The sequence below is a fragment of the Xanthomonas massiliensis genome, assembly GCF_900018785.1.
GTDB lineage: Bacteria > Pseudomonadota > Gammaproteobacteria > Xanthomonadales > Xanthomonadaceae > Xanthomonas_B > Xanthomonas_B massiliensis.
Genome location: NZ_FCOY01000005.1, coordinates 119459 through 142875 on the forward strand (window position 1 = coordinate 119459; position 23417 = coordinate 142875).

Here is a 23417-nt window from a genome sequence, read left to right on the forward strand (position 1 = left end):
CCCGGGTATCGATTCGTCCCTGGTCGCGGTCGTTTCGTCCCTCCCCACGCCCGCCTGGTCCCTTCGACGTGGCCGCGGGCCGGTGCGGAGGCAATAGTGACGGCCGGTATCGAACGGGAGGGCAGGCCATGATGCGATCGAGGATGGTGGCGGCCGGGCTGTTGCTGGCGGCCACGGGGGCAGGGGCGGCGCCGGGCGACTGGCCCGCCTATGGCGGGGCGCCCGGCGGCGGCCAGCATTCGGCGCTGGCGCAGATCACCCCGGCCAACGTCGGCCGGTTGCACATCGCCTGGGCATTCCGCACCGGCGAGATGGGCCGGGGCCTGCCCGACCCGGAGCGCCGCCGCTTCGAGGCCAATCCGCTGGTGGTCGACGGGCGGATGTACCTGGCCACCGGCACCGGCATCGTGTTCGCGCTGGACCCGGCCAGCGGCCGCCTGCTGTGGCGCTTCGATGCCCGGATCCGGCGCGACCGCCATTTCAGCGACCCGGCCTCGCGCGGCGTGTCCTACTGGCGCGACCCGCAGGCCGCGGCGGGCGCCCCCTGCGCCGCGCGCATCCTGTTCGGCACGCTCGATGCCCGGTTGATCGCGCTGGACGCGGCCACCGGCACGCCCTGCGCCGGCTTCGGCGAGGCCGGCACGGTGGACCTGCGCCGGGGCATCGCGCTGCGCGACGCGGACGGCCCGTGGGGGAACTATGCGGTGACCTCGCCGCCGGTGATCGCCGATGGCGTGGCGGTGGTCGGCAGCTCGATCGGCGACAACCGTGCGCACGCCGAGGAGCAGGGCGTGGTGCGCGGCTACGACGTGCGCAGCGGCCGCGAACTGTGGCGCTGGGATCCGGTGCCGCGCGATCCGGTCGCGGCGGTGGCGCAGGGCTGGCGGCCGGAGCAGGCCGCCACCGTCGGCGCCGCCAACGCCTGGGCGCCGCTGTCGGCCGATCCGGCGCTGGGCCTGGTCTACGTGCCGACCGGCTCGGCCAGCCCCGACTACTACGGCGGCGAACGCCTGGGCGGGAACCGCGATGCCGATTCGCTGGTCGCGCTCGACCTGCACAGCGGCCGCCGGGTGTGGGCACGGCAACTGGTGCATCACGACCTGTGGGACTACGACCTGGCCTCGCAGCCCGCCCTGGCCACGCTGCAGACCGCGCAGGGCCCGCGCCAGGCGGTGCTGCAGGCGACCAAGACCGGTTTCCTGTTCGCGTTCGACCGCCGCGACGGCCGGCCGCTGTTCCCGATCGAGGAGGTGCCGGTACCGGCTTCGGACGTGCCGGGCGAGCACGCCGCGCCGACCCAGCCGATGCCCGAGCCCGCGTTGCGGCTGGCGCGCCATGACCGGCTCACGCCCGCCGATGCCTGGGGGCCGACCCCGGGCGAGCGCCGCGAGTGCGAGCGGCTGATCGCCGGGCTGCGCTCGGAGGGCATCTTCACCCCGCCCAGCGTGCGCGGCACCGTGGCATGGCCGGGTTGGGCCGGCGGCGTCAACTGGGGCGGCATCGCGGTCGATCCGCAGCGCCAGCTGGCGATCGTGCCGGTGACCGAGCTGCCGATGCAGGTCGCGCTGATCCCGCGCGAACGCTTCGACGGGAACGCGCGCCGGGATTTTCCCCGGACAGGAGTTCAACCGCATGGACGGCACGCCCTACGGCATGCGCCGCGGCACGTTGAGCTCTTCGAAAGGGACCCCGTGCGTGCGGCCGCCGTGGGGCAAGCTGGTCGCGGTCGACCTGCGGACACGGCGCGTGGCCTGGGAGCGCCCGCTCGGGACGCTGGAGGAAACCCTGCCCTGGTTGCCGCTGGAGGTGGGATTGCCGCTGCTCGGCGGCGCGGTGACCACCGGCGGCGGGCTGACCTTCGTCTCGGCCTCCGGCGATGCGCGCCTGTGCGCGCTCGACACCGCCACCGGCACGACCCTGTGGGACGCCAAGCTGCCGGCGGGAGGCAACGCCACGCCGTCGGTCTATGCCGTCGCCGGCCGGCAGTACGTGGCCATCGCCGCCGGCGGACGCGAGGGCCTGAGCCCGATGGGCGACTACGTCGTCGCCTACACGCTGGACGGCGAGGGCCGCGAGGTGGTGTTCCAGCATGGCCGGGCGGTGCGGATGGCCATCCTGGCCGGCGTCGCCGTGCTGCTGCCGGGCCTGTGCGCCTGGGGCGTGCACTGGCTGTGGCTTCGGCGTCGGCGCGGCTGATCCCCGCCTTGACGGACGTGCGCATGCCACGGGCCTGGGGCAGGGCGAGGATTGCCAACCGCTCTGGCGTGGCCGCCTCCGGCTCCGGTGTTTCCCGGGCCGGTCGCCGGCGGCTTCGCCACGCAGCTGGCGAGGCTGCGCGGCGGCCCCCTACGGGCCCGGATGCCAGTCCCCGGGGCTGTCCCCCGTGGCCGCTTGCATGCCGTTGACGCTGACGCCGTTGCGACCGGGCGTCTATCTGCCTCGCGGTGTGTAGGCGGCCCGGGCCGCTTCACCTCTGCCTGAGCCGTCTCTACCTCCATGCCGACAAGCACTACGTGCAGGCTGAGCTACGGCATGGCCTGGCCACGCCAGCGTTTCGGGAAGCGGGATGCCGAAGATGCAGCGGCATCTTCGGCATCGTGTCCGGCCCCGCCGGTTCCAGGTGCACGCGTTGCCCGCGGATCGCCTGGGCCGGAAGCGGGCGCCGAGCTGGCGCGCGCCGCGATGCGCACGCGCAGGCGTAGAAGCAGTGGGCTCGCCGGTGGCCTGATCGCCTGGCTTCGCCGCATCCGCGCGCATTCGCGCGGCATCCCTGAGGGCGCGGCCGTCGCCTCAGTTGCCGCCATTGCCCGTGGCCAGGCTTTCCTCGATCGCCTTGAACGCCGAGTGGCGGCCCGGCGGCGTGTCCTCCACGCCGGTGGCGAAGTAGGCAACGCCGGTGCCGGCGGCGCGGTCGATCCACAGGCCGGAGAGCAGGCCGTAGGCCTCGCCGGCATGCCCGACGCGGGCGATGCCGTCGCCGAACAGGTCGTCGCCGCAGTCCGGGCCCGGCGTGGCCAGGGTCTGCACGGCCAGGCCGTAGCGGCAGATCGTGGCCTTGCCCGAGCCCGGCGCGGTGTCCTCCTCCCAGGTCATGCCGTTGCCGCGGGCGTAGGTCCAGGCCGGGGTCTCCAGGGTGCGCACCGAGGCCGGCCGCAGCAGGCGCACGCCGTCCACCTCGCCCTCGCCCAGCAACAGGCGGCCGATCTTCGCCAGGCCGGCGGCGGAGATGCGCAGGCCGCCCTGCGGGGAGAACAGCGCACCGTTCACGCCCGCCTGCCAGCGCGCCAGGTCGCAGCTGCCGTCGCGTGCGGGCACCACCGTGCAGGCGGGCCGGGCGCCATGGTGGTCGTCCTTCTGCGGGTTGCCGTCGCGGTCGTAGAGCACCACGGCGCGGGCAACGGTGGCATCGTCGCAGCCGTCCCAGTTGTAGCAGGCATGCAGGTCGAGCGGGGCCAGTACCAGGCGCTGCATCAGCCGGTCGAAGCGCTCGCCGGTGGCGTTCTCCATCACCTGCGCCACCAGCGGGAAATTGAGGTTGGTATAGCGGAAGTAGGTGCCAGGCGCGTGCTCGCCGTCCCAGGCGCGCGGATCGTCGAGGAGCTCGCGCAGGCTGCCGCCCAGCGGCGTGGCGTAGTAGCCGGCGCTGTCGGTGAGGCTGGAACGATGCGAGAGCAGCAGGCGCAGGGTGATCGGCACGTCCGGGTAGCGCGGGTTGCGCAGGCGCCAGCCGAGGCGCGCGGAGACGTCGGCATCCAGGTCGAGCGTGCCCTGCTCGACCAGGCGCATCACCGCCACGGCCACCACCAGCTTGGAGATGGAAGCCACGCGTACCGGGTCGTCGGCGGTGACGGCGCGTGCGGCGGCGACGTCGGCCAGGCCCGTGGTGGCCGTGGCGGTGATGCCGGCGCGATCGAAGGCCACGCGCACGGTGGCGATGGGGCCGTTATCGCCATGGGCGCCCGCCGGCGCGGCAGGCGCCCCCGCAGCCGCGGCCAGCAACAGGACGGACAGGCAAGCGATACGCGACGCGGCCATGGCGATCTCCGATCCGGGGAAGCCGCATTCTAGGCATCGGTCCCGTGGCCTGCGGCGGCCCCGCGGCGATGGCGGATAATCGCGCCATCGACGACTCGGGGATTCCATGGAAGGGCTGTACGTGGCGGTGGTCGGGTACGGCTCGGCCGGACAGGCGCTGGCGGTGCTGCTGTCGCGGCAGGGGCATCGCGTGGAGGTGTTCGAACGGGTGGCCGAGCCGGGGCCGGTGGGCGCCGGGTTCCTGCTGCAGCCGACCGGCATGCAGGTGTTGTGGAAGATGGGCCTGCTCGACAGCGCGCTCGAGCACGGCGCGCCGATCCGGCGGCTGTACGGCGACACGCCCGGCGGGCGCGGGGTGATGGACATGGCCTACGCCGGGCTGGACCGGCGCATGTTCGGGCTGGGCCTGCAGCGCGGCGCGCTGTTCCAGCTGCTCGACCGGGCATGGACCGCGCGCTGCCTGCATGCGGGCACCGCCATCGAGGAAGTCGATGCCGACGACGGCCGCATCCGCGATACGCACGGTCGCTGGCATGGCCCGTTCGATCTGGTGGTCGCCGCCGACGGCGCCTCCTCGGCACTGCGCGCGTCCACCGCCGGCGTACGCAGCGACCGGGTCTATCCCTGGGGCGCGCTGTGGTGCCTGCTGCCCGCGGACGGCTGGGCGTTCGCCGACGAACTGCGGCAGCGCTACGTGCGGGCGCGCAAGATGATCGGCGTGCTGCCGGTGGGGACGCGCCCGGGCGATGCGACGCCGCGCGTGAGCTTCTTCTGGAGCCTGCCGTGCGCGGACTTCGAACGCTGGCGGCAGGACGGCATGGCCGCCTGGAAGGACGAGGTCGCCGGCCTGTGGCCGGAACTCGGCGCGCACCTGGCCGGCCTGGCCGCACCGGACCAGCTGGCCCGCGCCGGCTACCGCGACGCCGTGCTGGCGCGCTGGTTCCGCGGCCGCCTGGCGGTGGTCGGCGATGCCGCGCACGCGATGAGCCCGCAGCTGGGCCAGGGCGTGAACATGGCGCTGATGGATGCCTGGGCCCTGGCCGACGCCCTGCGGCAGGCGGGCGACCTGGCGGATGCGCTGCAGCGCTACCAGCGCGAACGCCGCCGCCACGTGGCGATCTACCAGTTCTGGAGCCGCTGGCTCACGCCGGTGTTCCAGTCTGACCACGACCTGGCCGCGCGCCTGCGCGATGCCTGCCTGCTGCCGCTGGGGCGCCTGCCCGGCGGGCGCGGCCAGATGCTGCGCGTGCTGACCGGCACCCGCCAGGGCTGGCTGGGCGCACTGGCGCTGGATCCGCAGTTCCTTGCCGCGCTGGCGTCGCTGCCGGCCCGCTGGCCGGACGAAGGCGCGGTCCACGAGGCCTGACCGGCGTGGCGGCGGCCGCGTATCCGCGTCCCGGCAACGACCGGCACACGCGATCATGAAGGTTATGCTCGACGTACACCGAAGGGACAGGCATGCGATGAGGCGATCGATCGGAGCGACGCTCTGGCTGCTGCTACTGGTCGGTTGGGCCGGGGCCGCCGCGGCGCGGCAGGATGCGCAGCCGCCTGCGGTCCCCGGGCCGGACGTGCCGGCGGCAGGCACGGCACTTGCAGACGCGGCGACCGCGGAGCGGGTGACCACGCTGGGCGAGGTGCGGGCGGTGGCGCCGGACGAGGACGTGGACCTGTACCGCTTCCGCAATCCGGTCCAGGTACCGCCCAATCGCTTCGATCGCGCCTACCGGCCGCCGCCGAGCGTCAAGGAGGTCAGCGAAGGCGGCGGCTACCTCATGCTGGGCATCTATGCCGCCGCCGGCCTGGTCGCCAAGGGCATCGACAAACTCGGCAGCGGGCCGGCGCAGGTCCAGTCCGCCATCGCCCGCCCGCCGCCGCAATTGAGCGAGGACGAACTGCGCCGCGCGGCGGCCTGCGCCACCGCGGGCTGCGGCGGCACGCCGGGCGACTGAGCGGGTGTGCCGTGCGTGATCGGGAGGGTCGCCGGCGACGGGGGCCTCTTCGGCACGGATCGCCGGTCCCGGTGCCCGAGCGCCGGAGCGCCGGAGCGTAGCGCCGCCCCCGCGGGCGCGTGCGCAACGCCGGTTCCGCTCGCGCATCGCGGGACCCGGGCAGCGATGAAACGCGACGGGGTCGTCGCCGATGCCATTACGCCGCGTCCGGGCCCGGGCTCGGTGCTGCCGTGCCGGCGCGAGCGGGATGGACATGTCCCCGTCACCGCGGCCGCTGTACGCCGGGTTGTGCGGCGGCCGCTATTGCCCGGTCCCTGCCGACGACGGACGACAGAATCGGCGGACCGGCGGCGGTCGATTTCCGCCGAACGCTATCGCAACTCCAGAGCGGAGGCGCACCAGCAGCGCCGCGCATCCCGGCGGGGATGCACGGCCACCCGCATTCAAGCCTGGCCGGCGCGGCGCTTGGCGACCTTGGCCAGGGCTGCCCAGTCCAGCTCGCCGTCGCCCTGGGCGATGGCCTCGATGAAGCCGTCGCGCAGCACCGAGGCCAGCGGCATCGGCACGTGCGCCGCCTCGCCGGCGGCCAGGCCCAGGCGCACGTCCTTCAGGCCCAGCGGCAGCCTGAAGCCGGCCGGGCTGTAGCGCTCGGCGGCGATCATGCCGCCGTAGCCCTGGTAGGCCGGCGCGGCGAACAGCGTGGAGGTGAGCATGGCCAGGAAATCGGCCGGCGCCACCTCATAGCCGCGCACCAGCGCGGCCGCCTCGCCCATCGTGCCGATCGCGCTGGCGATGCAGAAGTTGGCCGCCAGCTTCACCGCATTGGCCTGCTCGGGGCGCTCGCCGAAATGCCAGGTCTTCTGGCCGACCAGGTCCAGCATCGGCTGCACCGTGGCGATGGCCTGGCGATCGCCCGCGGCCAGCACGTTGAGCCGGCCGGCCGCGGCCACGTCCGGCCGGCCCAGCACCGGCGCGGCGACGTAGCCCAGCCCGCGTTCGGCATGCAGCGCGGCCAGCTCGCGCGCCAGGTCCACCGAGATGGTGGCCATGTTGACGTGGATGCCGCCGGCCGGCAGCGCGTCGATCGCGCCGCGGTCGATCAGCACCTCGCGCACCGCCTGGTCGTTGGCGAGCATCGAGAACAGCACCGGCACGGCGGCTGCATCCGCCGGCCCGGCCACCGCCTCGGCACCGTCGCGGGCCAGTTCGGTGGCCGCTGCCGGACTGCGGTTCCAGACCCGCACGTGGTGCCCGCCGCGCACGAGGTTGGCGGCGATCGCCTTGCCCATGTGCCCCAGTCCGATGAATCCGATGTCCATGCCGAGCGCTCCGCTATCGATGACGGGGCAGGATCATCCGCCGCGTCCCGTTTGCGTCGCGTGCAGTGCCGGCCGGGCGTCTGCGCGCCGCGGCCGCGTGCACGGCCTTTGCATGCGGGCTGGTAGGGTGGCGCTCCCGATCCTTCCGGCCCGTTCCGCATGAGTCCACCGCTTCCGGCTTCTCCTCCGTTCAGGTCCTACGTCGCGCGCGTCCTGGCCACCCTGGCCCTGGCGGGCCTGGCGCTGTTGCTGTGGAAGCTGTCGGACCTGCTGCTGGTCGTGTTCGGCGCGATCGTGATCGGGGTGATGCTGCACGCCTTGTCGGCGCTGCTGCGACGCTTCGTGCGCGTGCCGCAGGGCGTGGCGCTGGCGCTGGTGATTCTGGTGCTGCTGGCGGCATTGCTGGGCCTGCTGTGGCTGTTCGGATCGGAAGTGGCCGCGCAGGTGGATGCCTTCCGCGAACGCCTGCCGATGGCCTGGGCGCGCTTCCAGGCGTGGCTGCAGGCCAGCCCGCTGGGGCCGGCGGTGCGCGACCTGCCCGACCAGCTGCGCAGCGGGGCCTCGGCGCTGGCCGCACGCGCGGGCACCCTGGCGCTGTCCGCCGGCGGCGGCCTCACCGACGCGGTACTGATGATCGTCGGCGGCATCTACCTGGCGGCCCAGCCCGCGCTGTACCGGCAGGGCCTGCTCAAGCTGCTGCCGCGCGATCGCCGCGCGCTGGTGGACGAGGCGCTGGGCGATGCCGGCAATGCGCTGCGCGCATGGCTGGGCGGGCAGATGCTGGCGATGGCGGTGGTCGGCACCCTGACCGGCCTGGGCCTGTGGCTGCTCGGCGTGCCGGTGGCGATCGGCATCGGCCTGCTCACCGCCCTGCTGGACTTCATCCCGATCGTCGGGCCGATCGTCGCGGCGATCCCGGCGATCCTGCTGGGCTTCACCGTGAGCCCGCAGGTCGCGCTGGGCGCGCTGCTGGTGTTCGTGGCGATCCAGCAGATCGAGGGCCACGTGCTGCAGCCGCTGATCCAGCAACGCGCGGTGGACCTGCCACCGGCATTGCTGCTGTTCTCGCTGTTCGGCATCGGCGCGCTGTTCGGGCCGATGGGCGTGGTGCTGGCCGCACCGATGACCGTGGCGATCTACGTGCTGGTCAAGCGCCTGTACGTGCGCGGCGTGCTGGACACGGACACGCCGATCCCGGGGCGGCACGGGACCTGAGGCACGTCCCCGGCCCGGGCCGCCGCGCTCAGCCCAGCGCCAGCGCGCCGGTCAGGTCGCCGGGGGCCACGCCGCTGGCCGCGAGCATGGCCCGCTCGCGCTCGACCAGGCCGGGCAGCTTCTCCAGGCCGAAGCGGCGAGTGATCAGGCGCAGGATCGAGCCGGTGTCGTAGATCGTGTGGTCCACGAAGCCGCGCCGGGCCAGCGGCGAGACCACCAGCGCCGGGATGCGCGAGCCCGGGCCCCAGCGGTCGGCCTTGGGCGGGGCGACGTGGTCCCACCAGCCGCCGTTCTCGTCGAAGGTGATCACCACCACCGTCCGCTCCCAGGCCGGGCTGCGCCGCAGCGCATCGATCACGCTGGCCACGTGGCGGTCGCCGGCGGCCACGTCGGAATAGCCGGCATGCATGTTGAGGTTGCCCTGCGGCTTGTAGAACGCGACCGGCGGCAGCGTGCCGGCCAGCGCGTCGGCGATGAAGCGGTTGGTCGCTGCGCTGTCGCCCAGGCCGCCGTCGCGCAGGTGGCGTTCGCGCGCCGGCGTGCCCGGGGCCAGGCTGGCGAAGTAGTTGAGCGGCTGATGGTGGTACTGGAAGTTGGGGCTGCCCGGGAACTGGTCGGTATCGCCGGTGTCGCCGCGTCCCTGCAGCGCCAGGCCCCAGCCGCCGCCGTACCAGGCCCAGTCCACGCCCGCCGCGTCCAGCGCATCGCCGATGTGGCGGTGGTGCTGCGGCGGCAGCGTGTGCGGGCTGTCCGGGTTGGCGTAGGCGGGCCGCGCCGGATCCCGCGTGGGGCTGGGCTGGAACGGGGGCAGCATCGTGTTCACCGCCCAGAAATCGGGCGTGAGCGCGCCGTTGCGCACGTAGCGGGGATTGCCGTCCAGCGCGCTGCGCGGGGATTTCTCGTCCAGCAGCGGGCGGATGCCGCGCGGGTCGTCAGTCTCCAGGAGCGTGGTCTGCATCCGGGCCGGGCCCTTGTCGGCATCCGGGTAGTACGGCGGTTGCGCGGCGACCAGGTACTGGTGGTTGAGGAACGAGCCGCCGAAGGCGCCCATGAAGAAGTTGTCGCACAGCGTGTATTCGCGGGCCAGCTGCCATAGCCGCAGCGTGGCCGCCACGTCGCCGTAGTGGCCCATCACCAGCGCGCCGCTGTCGCCCCAGGCGACGAAGCCGTCGTTGCGGCCGCCGTTGATCTGCAGCTGGTTGTCGTAGAAGCGATGGGTCAGGTCGCGGGTCACCACGCCGTGCGGCAGCGGCAGGCCGTCGGGCGTGGCGAGCGCGAACGGCGCATTGGGCAGGCCGGTGATGGCGTCCTGGCCGAGCTGGTAGCGACGGTGGTCGACCACCTGCTCGTCGGGCACCAGCCCGCCCCAGATCGGCGGCAGGTGCGGCAATACGCTGCCGTCGCGGTCGCGCTGGACGCAGTCGGCCGGCGCCAGCGCCGACAGTGGCTTCTGCAGGCCGGGGAATTCCGGGAACAGGTTGTTGAAGCTGCGGTTCTCGCAGTAGATCACCACCACATGGTCCACGCGTTCGCGCAGTGCCCGGTCCACCGCGGCGGAATCGGGGGCGGTCGCCGCGGCGCGCGCGCGCGGTGCGGCGACCGCCGCGGTGGGAGCCGCGCCGACGGCAAGACCGCCACCGGCCAGGGCCAGGCCGCCCAGCAGGCGGCGGCGTTGCGGATCGTCGGGGGTGTCGTCGGAAGGCGGGATGTGCGAGGTCACGGGAGCGGGCGTTCGAGGGAGGGATGCCAGGCCGTGGCCACGGGTGCCTGGATTTCACCCGTTCCTTGTGGGGATCCTTGCGCACCGGCCATGCCGGGGGCCGGGCGCGTCGCGCCCCCCATCCGTGCCGGCGCGGCCGGCATGGATTCTCGCATCCGCCCGGCGGTGGTTCCACCGCGGGCGGCAACAAGGTTCAGGGCAGGGTGATGGTGATGTGCGCGGTGCGCTGCGGCATCTGGATCACGTCGTGGTAGGCGGCCAGCCGCTCACGGGTCTGGTGGTCCAGGTAGAAGCGCAGGCCGAAGAAACCGGCCACCCCGAACGCGGCCACCAGCGCCGCCGGCAGCCACAGCGGCACCACCCGGCGCAAGGCATGGCTGAAATTGTCCGGTGGCGGCCAGTGCGGGGCGAACGGGGTGCGCTTGCCCTTGAGGTAGACGATCTCGTCGCCGAGCCGGGCGGTGAGGTAGCCCAGCTTCTCCGGCCCTTCCAGCCGGTACTTGCCCTCGAAGCCGAGCAGCAGGCAATAGTGGAAGACCTCCAGCGACGGCAGGCGCGGCGCGCCCTGCCGGCGCAGCTCCTCGAGCTTGTCGAAGAAGCGTTCGCCGGCCAGGTGCTCGCCGAACAGGCGCAACTGCAGCGGATTGCGTTCCCAGGCCTCGTGCAGGGCCGACGGCTGGGACAGGACCGCCTCGTCCACCGAGGCGCAGAAGGCGTACTTGGCCGCGTAGATGTCCTCGCCGGAAATGCCGAGCTTGATCGCCCCGCGCTCCACCCCGTCCAGGAACTTCTGCACCGACTGCATGAACGGCTCGGCCTCGCGCGGCAGCTGGCCGCGCTTGAGCAGCAGCAGCAGGTAGAAGCCGTCGGCCATCAGGTCCAGCAGCGACTGCGGGGTGGTGCTGGCCGGGGCGATGCCGGGCAGCGGGCCCTGCGAGCTCAGCGAGGGCATCGGGCCGGGCGTGGGAGGCAGGGTCGAAGCCATCATGCGGTCACCGCCACGAGTTCCATCTTCAGGTCATGGATGCCGGAGGGCACGTAGATCATGATCGATTGCGCCTTGAGCATGCGTTCGTACAGTGGCCCGCGGGCCTCGAGCGCGAAGTAGTAGCTGCCCGGACGCACCGGGATCGCGGCCGGTACCTGGGCGGCATGGGTCAGCTTCACCCCGGGCAGTGCCGAGAGCACGCATTTCTCCACGTCGTCGGGGGCGCCGACCTTGAAGCGGATCGGCACCGTCTGCACCAGCTCCTGCGCCGGCAGGTCGGCGGATACGCCGACGTAGAAGGTGGCGCCCTCGTCGATGCGCTGGGAATCGAGGTGGCCGACGTGGAAGGAGGGCTTGGTCTCGGTCAGCGCGATCTGGAAATAACGCGCCGAGATCACCGTGTCCAGCAGCTCGCGCACGATGGCGAACAGCTGCGCGAAGCCGGCCTGCGGTGCGGCATGGTCGTAGCGCGGCAGGTCGGCGAGCTGGTAGGCGTTGGAGAAGGTCAGCAGGGCGCCGGCGATGCGCAGCAGTTCCTGGTGCAGACGCTCCGGATGCAACTGCGGGTGATGGAACAGGTGTGCCAGCGCCGCGAAGGCGGTGTTGGCCGTGTGCAGCAGCCAGAACGAGGCGATGTCGCCGGAGCGGAACTCGATGATGTGCTGCGACGGCTGCCGGTGCAGGCCGTACAAAGCATCGGTCTTGGCCTGCAGCGAATCCAGCAGCGCCCGCAGTTGCCGTGTCAGTGCCGCGGAGGCGGCGATGTGCAGGGCCGGCGGGACGAAGGCGTCGTCCAGCTCGAAGCCGCCGGTCGGGGTGCGGTTGACGCGCGCCACCGGCACGGTCACGAACGGATCGCGCGGCTTGTCCTCGGTCAGCAGCCGCGTCGCCTTGCCGAGATAGGCCAGTTCGGCCTCGGCGGCATCGGTGAACAGGTCCGGCGTGGCGGCGTCCTCCTGGCGGTAGCGGGCGAGCCGGCCACCGCCTTCGGCGCAGTTCTGCCCGTCGGCGCGCAGCAACGGCAATGCCAGGTACACCGTGGTGCCCTGCATGCCCGCCGGCAGCTCGGCCAGCGATACCGGTTCGGGCAGGGGGTCGCGGGCCGGTGCGCAGAACGGCTCGCCGTCCGGGAACACCAGTTCCAGCTCCAGTGCGTTCAGGCTGCCTGCGGCCAGGGCCTGGCTGTCGAAGCGGACCTTGCCCACGCCCCATGCGTAGGGGTGCAGGGCCTGCGTCAGCGCGTGCAGGCGTGCCTCGTGGTAGGCGTCCTGCCGTTGGAAGTGCTGCGGCCTCAGGAAGAGTCCTTCCCCCCACAACACCTTCGCCGTCCCGTTTGCGTAAGCCACTGTTGCCTTCCCTGTGTTGTCCGTCCCTGCGCGTGCCTGCGCCGCCGCCGTGGTCAGCGCGAGTCGCGACGCGGCGCCTGACAGCGTACCGAAGCCAGGCTGTCCGCGTCACCCACCACGCGTGTCAGCAATGCGGCGCTGTCGGTACTGAGCGCGCAGGCGTGGATGCCCACGGTGACGCCGTCGCGCGCGGCATCGGCGCGGGTGGTGTCGAAGGCGAAGCGCCAGCGTCCTTCGGCCGGTGCGCGGAACAGTGCCACCACGCCCAGTACGGTGGCGCCCTCGGACATTTTTTCCTGCAGTTGCTGGCGCCCGCCCGGCGTCAGCACGACCTCCGTGGAGGACAGCAGGTCCGCGCCCAGCGCCGCCTGTTCGCCCGCGGCGTCGAGGAAACTCGTCAACGGTGCCTGCTCGAACCGCTGCAGGCTGCGCAGGTGGTAGATCTTCACGATCACCGCGCTCGCCCGACCGTCGGTGCCGGAATTCAGGTTGCCGCCGGCGAACAGGCGCAGGGGAATTTCCGGCGGCGCCTGCGGCTTGGCCTCGGCCAGGCCGGTGGCCTCGAGCGTCTTGCGTACGGCCTTGCCGACGGGATTGGTGGACGCGCAGCCGGCCGCCAGCACGGCCAGCAGCAACGGGGCGAACAGACGAAGGGCTTTCATGCGGCCTACCTTGGCGAACGACACGAAGCGGACGCCGCTCGCATCCGCAATCCCGGATGCGTGTCCCGATACCTGCAGGACTTTGCTTGACGTCGCGCGAGTGCTTGGACTATACCGTCGCCCACAGGGGGCTGTACACTCGCAATGGCAAGCAAGGGACTGCTTGATCGGGTCTTCCTTGCGCGCGCATGGCGAAGCGATTCCAAGGAATAGCATGGACGTTAGGAATGGACGGGCCGCATGGCGGCCTCTGTTTGCACTCGTGGCGCTGGCGATGCTCGCCGGTTGCGCCAGCACTCCCAGGAAGGCCCCGCCTCCGCCGTACGACGGGTTGATGTCGCGCGCGGAAGCCGACCTCACCAGCGGCCAGGTCACCCAGGCGCTGGAAACCTTCAACGACGCGGCCAAGGCCGATCCCACCCGCAAGGAACCCTGGGTGCGCATGGCGCAGCTGCAGTTCGACCGCGGCGAATACGCGCGCGCGATCGTCGCCGCCGAGGAAGTCCTGCAACGTGATCCGGACGACCTGGTCGCCGACGGCGTGCTCACGGTGGCCGGCTTTCGCATCGCCGAACAATCGTTGCAGCGGCTGCAGGGCCGTGGCGCGCTGGCCTCGGACACCGCGCGCCGGGAAGCCGAGCAACTGGCAGCCACGCTGCGCAAGACGATGGGCGATGCGGTGATCGCGCCGCCCAAGCCGGCGCCGGCCAAGCGCAAGGCCACCCCGCCGCGGCGTGCGCCTACGGCCGAGGACGGCAAGCCGGCCGCCCCGGCACCGGCCTCCTCCGATCCGTTCAAGAACCTGGGCAAGTAGGCCGGCAGGTCGCCGCCCCCACCGTTGCGGAGGAACAGACAGATGGGCAAGAAGGACAGCATCCAGAAGCGACTGCAGAAGGTCCGGCCGCCACGCGTGCAGCTGACCTACGACGTCGAGAAGGGCGACGCCATCGAGCAGAAGGAGCTGCCGTTCGTGGTCGGCGTGCTCGGCGATTTCAGCGGCAACCCCGAGCAGCCGCTGCCCAAGGTGAAGGACCGCAAGTTCGTCAACGTGGACCTGGACAATTTCGACGAGGTCATGGAAGGCATGGCGCCGCGCGCCACCTTCCGCGTGCCCAACCGCATCAGCGACGAAGGCGGGGAGTTCGGCGTGGAGCTGACCTTCCGTGGCATCGACGATTTCCGGCCGGAGGCGGTGGTGCAGCAGATCGAGCCGCTGCGCCGACTGCTCGAGTCGCGGACCAAGCTGGCCGACCTGCGCAACAAGCTGGCCGGCAACGAGAAGCTCGAGGACATCCTGAGCGAGGTGCTCAGCAATACCGAGCAGCTCAGGAAGCTGGGCCAGGAAACCCCGGAGGAATGACATGGCCGACCAGGCACTGAACGCCGCTCCCGCCGCGGACGCACCCGCCACCGAATCGACCAGCCTGCTCGACCAGATCGTCGAGCGCAGCAAGGTCGCCAAGTCCGAGAGCGAGCACCGCCGTGCCAAGGACCTGATCGCCGAGCTGGCGCGCGAGGTGATGGACGGCACCGTCGTCGTCTCCGACAACCTCAATCTCACCCTGGACGCGCGCATCGCCGAGCTCGACCGGATCATCTCCGAACAGCTCAGCGCGGTCATGCATGCCCCGGCGTTCCAGCAGCTGGAGAGCAGCTGGCGCGGCTTGCACTACCTGTGCCAGCAAAGCTCCACCGGCGGTACGCTCAAGATCAAGGTGATGAACGCGCCGAAGAAGGACCTGGTGCGGGACTTCAAGTCGGCCATCGACTTCGACCAGAGCGCATTGTTCAAGAAGGTCTACGAGGAGGAGTTCGGTACCTTCGGCGGCGCGCCCTTCGGGGCGTTGATCGGCGACTACTACATCGGTCGCCAGCCCGAGGACATGTACTTCGTCGAGCAGATGTCCCACGTCGCGGCCGCGGCCCACGCGCCCTTCATCAGCGCGGCGTCGGAGGACATGTTCGGGCTGGAGAGCTTCACCGAACTGGGCAAGCCGCGCGACCTGGCCAAGGTCTTCGACACGGTCGAATACGCCAAGTGGAAGTCGTTCCGCGACAGCGAGGACAGCCGTTATGTCGGCCTGACCATGCCCCGTTTCCTGGGGCGGTTGCCGTACAACCCCAAGGACGGCACCACGGTCGAGGGCTTCAACTACGTCGAGGACGTGGATGCCAGCGACCATGGCCGCTACCTGTGGTGCAACACCGCCTACGCGATGGGCGCGCGCCTCACCAGCGCCTTCGAGAACCACGGCTGGTGCGCGGCGATCCGCGGCGTGGAGGGCGGCGGCCTGGTCGAGGACCTGCCCACCCACACCTTCCGCACCGACGATGGCGAGGTCGCGCTCAAGTGTCCCACCGAGGTGGCGATCACTGATCGCCGCGAAAAGGAGCTCAGCGACCTGGGCTTCATTCCCCTGGTCCATTGCAAGAACACCGACTACGCCGCGTTCTTCGGCGCGCAGTCGGCGCAGAAGCCGAAGAAGTACAACACCGATGCGGCCAACGCCAACGCGATCCTGTCCGCGCAGCTGCAATACATCTTCGCGGTATCGCGCATCGCCCATTACCTGAAGGCGATGATGCGCGAGAAGATCGGCAGCTTCGCCTCGGTGCGCAACGTCGAGGATTTCCTCAACCGCTGGATCGCGCAGTACGTGCTGCTCGACGACAACGCCAACCAGGAGGCCAAGGCGCAGTACCCGTTGCGCGAGGCTTCCGTGCAGGTTTCGGAGGTTCCCGGCAAGCCGGGCGTCTACCGTGCCGTGGCCTTCATCCGGCCACATTTCCAGCTCGACGAGCTGTCTGTTTCGCTGCGCCTGGTCGCCGAACTGCCGGCGGCCGCCAACAAGTCGTAGCGATCCTTTGTTGTTTCCGCTGTGCGTCAACGGGACGGAGATCCCGGTGCTTGTTGTTGACGCATTGCCCGCAGGGGCAACCCCGGCGGATGCCGGTTGTCCGGCCCGCCTCATTCTCATGGAAGAACGGAACTTAGGAGACCAGATATGCAACACGCTTTCCTCACCATCGATACCATCAAGGGCGAGTCGCACGACGACAAGCACCGCGACTGGATCGAGATCAAGTCCTTCACCCAGGACGTGCTGCAGCCGCGCTCGGCCACCGCGTCCACCACCGGCGGCCAGACCGCGGCCCGCGTGAACCTGTCGCCGATCGAAGTGGTGAAGTCCATCGACCTGGCGAGCACGGCGCTGAGCCAGGCCTGCGCCAACGGCACCACGTTCCCGAAGGCCAAGGTCGAGTTCATGCGCGCGGACAAGGACGGCAACGCGATCAACTACTACCAGGTCGAGCTGCTGAACGTGCTCGTGCATCGCGTCACCACGACCGTGGACGAAGACGGCATGCCCCAGGAAGTGGTCCAGTTGAGCTTCGGCGCCATCAAGTGGACCTACAACCAGCAGAAGCCGGAAGGCGGCGTCGGAGGCAAGGCGGTGGCGCAGTGGAGCGCCACCAAGAACATTCCGAACTACACCGTCTGATCGACGTTGTCGTGCGATGGCGCTTCGGCGCCATCGCATCGAAGTCCGGGCGTCCTCCTGCGGTTGGCCGGATCCCGAAGATCCGCGATAGCGATGGCCGGATGAGAGCGTGATGAAAGGACTCGAACCCACCCTGCTCGAGAAGCTGTTCGACGACGATCCCAGGACCTCGGCCTTGCCGGCCTGGAGCGGGGCGTTGACGCTGGAGCAGATGAAGGAAACCGTCGCTCGCGACCTGGAGGGCCTGCTCAACACGCGCGCGGCCTACGACGTGCAGTCCCTGGCGGCATTCCCCGAGTGCCAGCACTCGCTGATGACGTACGGACTGGACGATTTCTCGGCGATGAGCCTGGCCAACGGCCAGGACCGCGCGCGCATCTGCCGCTCCCTGGAGGGCGCGATCGCCCGCCACGAACGCCGCCTGCGCGCGGTGCAGGTGTCGCTGGAGAGCAACTCCCTGCCCGGCGGCGGGCTGCACTTCACGATCCACGCGGTCCTGGACGTCTCCCCGACCCGGGAGCCGGTCAGCTTCGATGCCACGCTGCAGCCGTCCACGCTGCAGTACCAGGTCAGCCGCCTGCGACGGCAGGCCGCCTGATGCGCGAGCTGCTTCCCTACTACGAGCGCGAGCTCGGCTACCTGCGCCGCTACGGCCGCGAGTTCGCCGATCGCTATCCCAAGATCGCCGGGCGCCTGCAGCTGGCCGCCGAGGGCAGCCAGGATCCCCATGTCGAGCGACTGATCGAGGCGTTCGCCTTCCTCGGCGCGCGCATCTCCAAGCGCATCGAGGACGACTATCCCGAATTCACCGACGCGCTGCTGGAAGTGCTCTACCCGCACTACCTGCGGCCGTTTCCCTCGTGCTCGATCGCCCAGTTCGACATGACCGGCGCCGCCCGGCTGAGTGCGCCGCTGCGCATCCCCCGCGGCACGCCGCTGCAATCGCGGCCCGTCCGGGGCGTGCAGTGCCGGTTCCGTACCGTCTACGACGTGGTGCTGGGCAATGTCGGTGTCGCCGCTGCCGCGTATCGGCCCGTGGCCGAGCCGCCATTGGCGACCACGCTGGCGCCCGGCAGCGGCGGGCAGGTGTCGATGCGGTTCGATTTCGGCGGCGATCCACAGGCGCTCGCGCAGATGGACGGCACGCTGCGGTTGTTCGTGGACGGCGAGCCTTCGTTGCGGGCCGCGCTCCGCGATGCGCTCTCGCTCGACGTGCACGCCGCCTACGTCGAATGGGACGAGGACGGGCGCTGGCGTGCGCTGCCATCCTCGCCGCTGCGCCCGGTGGGCTTTAGCGAGGACGAGGCGCTGATCGACTACCCGGCGCGCTCGCATCCGGCCTATCGCCTGCTGACCGAATTCTTCGCCTATCCGGAGAAGTTCGGCTTCTTCGACCTCGACGTGGCGGTGGCGGCCGCCGGGGCACGTCGCGGCTTCACCCTCCACCTGGTGCTGCGCTCGGCCGCCGGCGAGCGTTCCAGCCGCGCCCTGGAGCCGCTGTCGGCCGACAACATCCGGCTTGGCTGCACGCCGGTGGCCAACCTGTTCGAACAGGTCGGCGAGCCCATCCGCGTCACCCACCGCCAGGTGGCCTATCCGGTGGTCGCCGACGCACGCCGCGCCTGGGCCTACGAGATCCATGCCATCGATTCCGTGCACCAGATCCGCCAGGGACCCCAGGGCGAGTCGATCCGCCAGTTCCGGCCGTTCTACTCGCTGCACCATGGCGAGGAGCCGGAGCGGGCGGGGCAGTACTGGATGGCGCGCCGCGACGAGGAGGTCGCCACACGCAGCCCTGGCCATGAGGTGGAGATAAGCTTCGTGGACCTGGAATTCGAGCCGGTGCAGCCGCAGGCCGACGTGGTCAGCGTGCGCCTGACCTGCAGCAACCGCGACCTGCCGGTACACCTGTCCTACGGTGCGCCGCAGGGCGACCTGGCCATGGAGGGCGGCACGCCCGCCAAGGCGATCCGCTTCCTGCGCAAGCCGAGTCCGCCGTGGCGGTTCCCGCACGGGCGCGGCGCGCAATGGCGCCTGGTCTCGCACTTGTCGCTCAACCAGCTGTCGCTGGCCAAGGGCGGCGTGGCGGCACTGAAGGAGATGTTGCGGCTCTACGAACTCGGCGACAGCAGCGTGACCACGCACATGATCGATGGCCTGGTGGACCTGCATGCCGAGGCCGCCACCGCGTGGTTGCCCGGTGCCCGCTTCGGCGCGGTGGTGCGTGGGGTGGAGATCCGCCTGGTGATCGACGAAGCCCATTTCGTCGGCACCGGCGTGGCCTGCTTCGCCCACGTGATGGACCGCTTCTTCGGCCTGTACGTCACGGCCAACAGTTTCACCCGGCTGGTGCTCGTATCGGCCGGCAATGGCAGGGAGATCGTCCGGTGTCCGGAACGAAGCGGCGACTCGATCCTGGTCTAGCCCGGCAACTGCTCGCGCATCCGGAGCGCTTCCAGTTCTTCCAGGCCATGCGCGTGCTGGAACGGCTGTACCGGCGCCAGCCGGGCTGGAAGAAGGGCGGCCTGGCCGGCTGGGTACGCTTCCGCAATTCGCTGTCGCTGGCCTTCCCGGCCAGCGAGCTGGATGCCGACGCCGACGTGCGTACGCGCCAGGGCGAGCGCGTGCGGCAGGCGGAAGACATGGACCGCGTGGTGGCGGAAGGCGAGCTCGGCCTGGTGGAGCTGACGCCGCATTTCATGGGCCTGCTGGGGGTCACCGGGGCCTTGCCGTTGCACTACACCGAGCTGTTGCACGAGCGCGAGGTGTTCCGCCGCGACCGTGGCGCACGTGCCTTCCTGGACATGTTCACCACGCGTGCGGTGACGCTGCACTACGAGGCGTGGAAGAAGCACCGCCTGGCGCTGCAGTACGAGCTGGACCGGCGCGAGCGCTTCATGCCGTTGCTGATGTCGCTGGCGGGGCTGGGTCCGGCGTCCACCCGCGACGCGCTGGTGGACGGGCACGGCGACGTGTTCGACCAGTCCGTGGCCTACTACGCCGGGGCGATCCGCCAGCGCCCGGTGTCGGCGACGATGCTGGCGCGCGTGCTGTCGGACCATTTCCGCGTCCCGTTCCGCATCGAGCAGTTCGTCGGCGCCTGGTATCCGTTGCCGCCCGCGCAGGCCACCCGTCTGGGGCAGGCCCAGGCACGGCTCGGGGTAAGCACCTTGGCCGGCGGACGCGTGTTCCAGCGCGACCTGCGCCTGCGCCTGTCCATCGGTCCGTTGCATCGCCGTGCGTTCGACGATTTCCTGCCTGGTGCATCGGGCGCGCGCGCCTTGCGCAAGTGGCTGGAACTGCTCGGCGATGCCGGCCTGGAATACGAGATCCGGCTCTGCCTGCGCCCGCAGGACGTGCCGGGCATGCGCATGTCCGCCGAGGCCGGGCCACGCCTGGGCTGGGACAGCTATCTCGGCTCGCGGCCGCAGACCCGTGCCCGCGACGATACGCGTTACCACATCCAATTCCTGCATTGACCGAGCGGCAAGGAGCGCGGCACGACGGCATGAGCATCAACCTGAAGACCCTGATCGGAAAACTCGACGACACCTGCCGCCGCGCGGCCGAGCGCGCCGCCAGCCTGTGCATGGCGCGCGGCCATTATGAAGTCGACCTGGAGCATCTGTTCCTGGCGCTGCTGGAGGAAGAGGACAACGACTTCACCCTGGTCGTGCGCCGCGGCGGCGTCCAGCCGGAGGAATTGCGGCGCGACCTGGAGGCCGAGATCGGCCGCTTCCGTAGCGGCAATGCGCGTACCCCGGTGTTCTCCCCGCACCTGCCCGCGTTGTTCGAGCACGCCTGGCTGATCGCATCGCTGGACTCGCATGCGCCGAGGATCCGCAGCGGCCACCTGCTGCTCGCTCTGCTGGCCGATGCCGAGCTGGCCCAGTTGGCCCGTCGCGGCTCGGCGGCATTCGCGCGGCTGAAGACCGATGAACTCAAGCACGATTTCGATCGTCTTACGCACGGTTCCGTCGAGGCACGGCCGGGCGATCGCACCGATGCCGGAGAAGCCGACGCTGGCGCCGACCCGGCTTCCGCGCCCGGGCCGGCACGCACGCCGGCGCTGGACCAGTTCACCCACGACCTCACCGCACGCGCGCGGGAGGGCCGGATCGATCCGGTCATCGGCCGCGATGGCGAGATCCGCCAGGTCATCGACGTGCTGATGCGGCGGCGCCAGAACAACCCGATCCTCACCGGCGAAGCCGGCGTGGGCAAGACGGCGGTGGTGGAAGGCCTGGCGTTGCGCATCGCCGCCGGGGAGGTGCCGCAGGTACTGCAGGGCGTGGCGCTGCACGTGCTCGACCTGGGACTGCTGCAGGCCGGCGCCAGCGTCAAGGGCGAGTTCGAGAACCGCCTGAAGAACGTGATCGACGAGGTCAAGAAGAGCCCGCACCCGATCATTCTGTTCATCGACGAGGCCCACACGATGATCGGTGCCGGCGGTACTGCCGGACAGAACGACGCGGCCAACCTGCTCAAACCGGCGCTGGCACGGGGCGAACTGCGCACCATCGCCGCCACCACCTGGAGCGAATACAAGAAGTACTTCGAGAAGGACGCCGCGCTCGCCCGCCGCTTCCAGGTGGTCAAGGTGGACGAGCCCAGCGAGCCGCTGGCCGCGGCCATGCTGCGCGGCATGGTGCCGTTGATGGAACGGCACTTCGGCATCCGCGTGCTCGACGAGGCGGTCACCGAGGCGGTGCGCCTGTCGCATCGCTACATCAGCGGCCGCCAGTTGCCGGACAAGGCGGTGAGCGTGCTCGATACGGCCTGTGCCAGGGTGGCCCTGGGACGCAGCGCCACGCCCGCGCTGATCGAGGAGGCCGGCAAGCGGCTGGAGCGGATCGATGCCGAGCTGGCCGCGCTGGGCCGCGAGACGGCCGGCGGCGCACGCGGGCACGGGGAACGCATCGCCGAGCTTCAGGCCGAACGTGCGGTCGTGCAGGCACGGCTGGAAACGGACCAGGAACGCCTGGAGCGCGAGCGGGGACTGGCCGACCGGATATTCGCCCTGCGCGCCCGCATGGAGCAGGCCGCCGATGGTGCGCCCGCCCTGGACGCCCCCGAAGCATCGGCCAAGGGCAAGGGACGCCGCTCGCGCGCGGAGGCGGCCGCTTCGGCCGAACAGCAGGAACTGGATGCCCTGCTCGGCGAACTGCATGCACTGCAGGGGGAGTCGCCGATGGTGCCGCTGCAGGTGGACGGCACCGTGGTGGCCGAGATCGTCTCGGCCTGGACCGGCATCCCGCTGGGGCGCATGGTAAAGGACGAGCTGCGCGTGGTGCGCCAGCTGCGCGACCTGCTCGCCGAGCGCGTGGTCGGCCAGGCCCACGCGCTGGAAGCCATCGCCCAGCGCGTGCGTACCGCGGCCGCGCGCCTGGAGGACCCCAACAAGCCGCGCGGGGTATTCATGTTCGTCGGCCCCTCCGGCGTGGGCAAGACCGAGACCGCGCTGGCGCTGGCCGACATTCTCTACGGCGGCGAGCGCAAGCTGGTCACCATCAACATGAGCGAGTACCAGGAGGCGCACAGCGTCTCCGGGCTCAAGGGATCCCCGCCCGGCTACGTCGGCTATGGCGAGGGCGGGGTGCTGACCGAGGCGGTGCGGCGCAATCCCTACAGCGTGGTGCTGCTGGACGAAGTCGAGAAGGCCCATCCGGACGTGCTGGAGATGTTCTTCCAGGTATTCGACAAGGGCGTGATGGACGATGCCGAAGGCCGCGAGATCGATTTCCGCAATACGCTGATCATCCTCACCTCCAACGTCGGCTCGGCACAGATCATGCAGGCGTGCCTGAACAAGCCGGCCGCGGAACTGCCTTCGCCCGACGACCTGGCCGAAAGCCTGCGCCCGGTGCTGGCGCGCAGCTTCAAGCCGGCGTTCCTCGGGCGCATGAAGGTGGTGCCCTACTACCCCATCGGCGACGACGTGCTGGCCGCGATCATCGACCTCAAGCTCGGGCGCATCCGCGATCGCGTGGCCGCCAACCACAAGGCCAGGTTCCAGTGGGACGACGCCCTGGTGGAGGCGGTGCTGGCGCGATGCACCGAGGTGGATTCGGGGGCACGCAACGTCGACCACATCCTCAACGGCACGCTGCTGCCGGAGATCGCCGAATCGGTGCTGGCGCGCATGGCCGAAGGCAGCGGCATCGGCTCGATCAAGGCCACCGTCGGCAAAACCGGAGGTTTCCGATACAAGATCGCCTGACTTTGAGGTAGAAGTAGCCCCTACAGTCGAAACGACAAGGAGAGTGCCATGGATTTCTACGGATACGACCGTGCGGCCGCCACCGCCCGCTGCGCCAGCCTCGCGCATGGACAGCCCGGCAGCAAGGCGGACCGGCTGTGCACCTGGAACCGCGTACGTCCCGAACACGTGGTCCAGCTGCTGCAGGAAGCGTCGGCCGAGGCCCGCGCCGAGGCCCGCAGCCTGGCCGGGCTCATCTCGCGCACGCCCTGGCGCATCCAGGTGCAGGCGCCGGTGGCCGGCAAGGCCAACCAGCTGGTGAGCAACGTGCGCGAGATCGCGCTGTCGGCAGCGGGCCGCGAGTATCGCCTGCAGTGCACCCAGACGCCTTTCCTCCGGCTCGAGCGCATCGTCCAGGTGGGTTGAGTCCCGTGCGGCCCGGCATTTCCGGCCGCTTCCATCGCAGGGAGCGCGAACA

General features: G+C 70.9%; 18 protein-coding genes and 1 pseudogene. 13 read left to right on the forward strand and 6 right to left on the reverse strand.

Features of this window, described 5'->3' with window-relative positions; genetic code table 11:
• The first annotated feature begins 143 nt into the window (after positions 1-143).
• Positions 144-2196: pseudogene (locus BN3794_RS17105) on the forward strand (pyrroloquinoline quinone-dependent dehydrogenase).
• 594 nt (positions 2197-2790) lie between these two features.
• Here BN3794_RS17105 and BN3794_RS02310 read toward each other — a convergent pair.
• Complete coding sequence (locus tag BN3794_RS02310; protein ID WP_078059539.1) at positions 2791-4035, reverse strand: serine hydrolase domain-containing protein; 1245 nt, start codon at positions 4033-4035, stop codon at positions 2791-2793.
• A gap of 106 nt (positions 4036-4141) precedes the next feature.
• Here BN3794_RS02310 and BN3794_RS02315 point away from each other — a divergent pair, with 106 nt between their 5' ends.
• Positions 4142-5401 (forward strand): FAD-dependent oxidoreductase, encoded by a 1260-nt coding sequence (locus BN3794_RS02315; RefSeq protein ID WP_066092740.1) that lies wholly within the window; start codon positions 4142-4144, stop codon positions 5399-5401.
• Between the two features lie 97 nt (positions 5402-5498).
• On the forward strand, positions 5499-5987 hold the full coding sequence (locus tag BN3794_RS02320; protein WP_078059540.1) for a hypothetical protein: 489 nt from the start codon (positions 5499-5501) through the stop codon (positions 5985-5987).
• Positions 5988-6430: 443 nt separating this feature from the next.
• Here the strand turns inward: BN3794_RS02320 and BN3794_RS02325 are convergent, their stop codons facing one another.
• Positions 6431-7306: an NAD(P)-dependent oxidoreductase gene (locus BN3794_RS02325; protein ID WP_066092743.1), complete on the reverse strand. Its 876-nt coding sequence runs from the start codon at positions 7304-7306 to the stop codon at positions 6431-6433.
• Positions 7307-7528: 222 nt separating this feature from the next.
• Between BN3794_RS02325 and BN3794_RS02330 the strand changes: the two genes are divergently transcribed.
• Positions 7529-8521 (forward strand): AI-2E family transporter, encoded by a 993-nt coding sequence (locus BN3794_RS02330; protein WP_147675638.1) that lies wholly within the window; start codon positions 7529-7531, stop codon positions 8519-8521.
• 28 nt (positions 8522-8549) lie between these two features.
• Here BN3794_RS02330 and acpA read toward each other — a convergent pair whose 3' ends face one another.
• The 4 genes from acpA to tssJ form a co-directional block, all read right to left on the reverse strand.
• Positions 8550-10241: an acid phosphatase gene (gene acpA, locus BN3794_RS02335; RefSeq protein WP_078059541.1), complete on the reverse strand. Its 1692-nt coding sequence runs from the start codon at positions 10239-10241 to the stop codon at positions 8550-8552.
• Between the two features lie 193 nt (positions 10242-10434).
• Entirely contained in the window at positions 10435-11226 is a 792-nt protein-coding gene (icmH, locus tag BN3794_RS02340; protein ID WP_066093298.1) for a type IVB secretion system protein IcmH/DotU, read from the reverse strand.
• The gene (gene tssK, locus BN3794_RS02345) at positions 11226-12575 is read right to left on the reverse strand and encodes a type VI secretion system baseplate subunit TssK (RefSeq protein WP_078059542.1); all 1350 of its coding nucleotides are present in this window, start codon (positions 12573-12575) and stop codon (positions 11226-11228) included. The genes icmH and tssK overlap by 1 nt, the downstream gene beginning before the upstream one ends.
• 53 nt (positions 12576-12628) lie before the next feature.
• Complete coding sequence (gene tssJ, locus BN3794_RS02350) at positions 12629-13237, reverse strand: type VI secretion system lipoprotein TssJ (RefSeq protein ID WP_066093303.1); 609 nt, start codon at positions 13235-13237, stop codon at positions 12629-12631.
• A gap of 334 nt (positions 13238-13571) precedes the next feature.
• On the opposite strand from tssJ, the gene BN3794_RS02355 reads away from it, so the two are divergent.
• The 9 genes from BN3794_RS02355 (at position 13572) to BN3794_RS02395 (ending at position 23365) form a co-directional block, all read left to right on the forward strand.
• Positions 13572-14051, forward strand: coding sequence for a tetratricopeptide repeat protein (locus BN3794_RS02355; protein WP_066092752.1), 480 nt, complete (start codon positions 13572-13574; stop codon positions 14049-14051).
• 42 nt (positions 14052-14093) lie between these two features.
• Positions 14094-14597 carry a type VI secretion system contractile sheath small subunit gene (gene tssB / locus BN3794_RS02360; protein WP_066092755.1) on the forward strand — a complete coding sequence of 168 codons (504 nt, stop codon included), beginning with the start codon at positions 14094-14096 and terminating at the stop codon, positions 14595-14597.
• 1 nt (position 14598) lies between these two features.
• Positions 14599-16095, forward strand: a complete 1497-nt coding sequence (gene tssC, locus BN3794_RS02365; protein WP_066092758.1) for a type VI secretion system contractile sheath large subunit — start codon at positions 14599-14601, stop codon at positions 16093-16095.
• Positions 16096-16242: 147 nt separating this feature from the next.
• Complete coding sequence (locus BN3794_RS02370; protein ID WP_066092761.1) at positions 16243-16740, forward strand: Hcp family type VI secretion system effector; 498 nt, start codon at positions 16243-16245, stop codon at positions 16738-16740.
• A gap of 112 nt (positions 16741-16852) precedes the next feature.
• A complete protein-coding gene (gene tssE / locus BN3794_RS02375; protein WP_066092764.1) occupies positions 16853-17338 on the forward strand; it encodes a type VI secretion system baseplate subunit TssE in 486 nt (161 codons plus the stop codon).
• A complete protein-coding gene (gene tssF, locus BN3794_RS02380; protein ID WP_066092767.1) occupies positions 17338-19164 on the forward strand; it encodes a type VI secretion system baseplate subunit TssF in 1827 nt (608 codons plus the stop codon). Before tssE ends, tssF begins: the two co-directional genes overlap by 1 nt.
• The gene (tssG, locus tag BN3794_RS02385) at positions 19128-20219 is read left to right on the forward strand and encodes a type VI secretion system baseplate subunit TssG (RefSeq protein ID WP_066092770.1); all 1092 of its coding nucleotides are present in this window, start codon (positions 19128-19130) and stop codon (positions 20217-20219) included. Before tssF ends, tssG begins: the two co-directional genes overlap by 37 nt.
• Before the next feature lie 29 nt (positions 20220-20248).
• Complete coding sequence (gene tssH, locus BN3794_RS02390) at positions 20249-22960, forward strand: type VI secretion system ATPase TssH (RefSeq protein ID WP_066092773.1); 2712 nt, start codon at positions 20249-20251, stop codon at positions 22958-22960.
• Between the two features lie 48 nt (positions 22961-23008).
• The gene (locus BN3794_RS02395) at positions 23009-23365 is read left to right on the forward strand and encodes a hypothetical protein (RefSeq protein ID WP_066092775.1); all 357 of its coding nucleotides are present in this window, start codon (positions 23009-23011) and stop codon (positions 23363-23365) included.
• The last annotated feature ends 52 nt before the right edge of the window (positions 23366-23417 follow it).